At 64.9% G+C, this 783-nt stretch carries 1 pseudogene; it reads left to right on the top strand.

Annotated features, from left to right (window positions below):
* Window positions 1–24: 24 nt before the first annotated feature.
* Window positions 25–783, top strand: a pseudogene (locus NKH98_RS32950) (IS1380 family transposase); the annotation flags it as partial.

Genomic DNA, 783 nt, shown 5'->3' with positions numbered 1-783 from the left:
CATTTCCCGGAGACCACACCCACCATGAACGATCTTGCGCTGCCGCTGAGCGGTTTGTCATCAGTCGGCGGCAAGTCCGTCGTCGCCCGTTTCGACGGCGGCATGCTGTCGTCCAACAGCGGCGTTCTGGCCTTGGCCGAGGTGGAAAAGCGGTTGCGGGTGGCCGAGCGTCTGGCGCGTTGCATCGACGATCCGCGCTGCCCGGACCAGGTCGTCCACAGCCTGGCGGACATGATCGGCTTTCGCATGAAGATGATCGCCGCCGGCTACGAGGACGGCAACGCGCCAACCGGCTGCGCTGCGATCCGGTCTTCAAGATGGCCCAGGATGCGCTGCCGTCGGGTCGGGATCTGGCGTCGCAATCGACGCTGTGCCGGCTGGAGAACCTACCCGGCGTGCGGGAGCTGGTCGCGATGGGACGGGCGATGGTCGATCTCTATTGCGCCTCGTTCCGGCAGGTGCCGAAGCGGATCGTACTCGACATTGACGACACCTTCGACGCTGTGCACGGAGGCCAACAGCTTCGCCTGTTCAATGCCCACCATGACGAGTACGGCTTCCAGCCGATCGTCGTGTTCGATGGTGCGGGACGGTTCGTCAGCGCGATCCTGCGACCGGCCAAGCGGCCGAGTGGGGCTGAGATCCGCCCCCACCTGCGCCGTCTGGTGCGGGCGATCCGGATCAACTGGCCGAACATTCGAATCCTGCTCCGCGGCGATAGCCATTATTGCAACCCGCAGGTCATCGACCGGTGCCGCGCCAACGACGTCGACTTCATCTTTG

Source organism: Mesorhizobium sp. M0833, assembly GCF_040319905.1.
Lineage (GTDB): Bacteria > Pseudomonadota > Alphaproteobacteria > Rhizobiales > Rhizobiaceae > Mesorhizobium.
The sequence above is the reverse complement of the archived record's forward strand: the minus strand, read 5'-3'. Positions and strand labels throughout refer to the sequence as shown.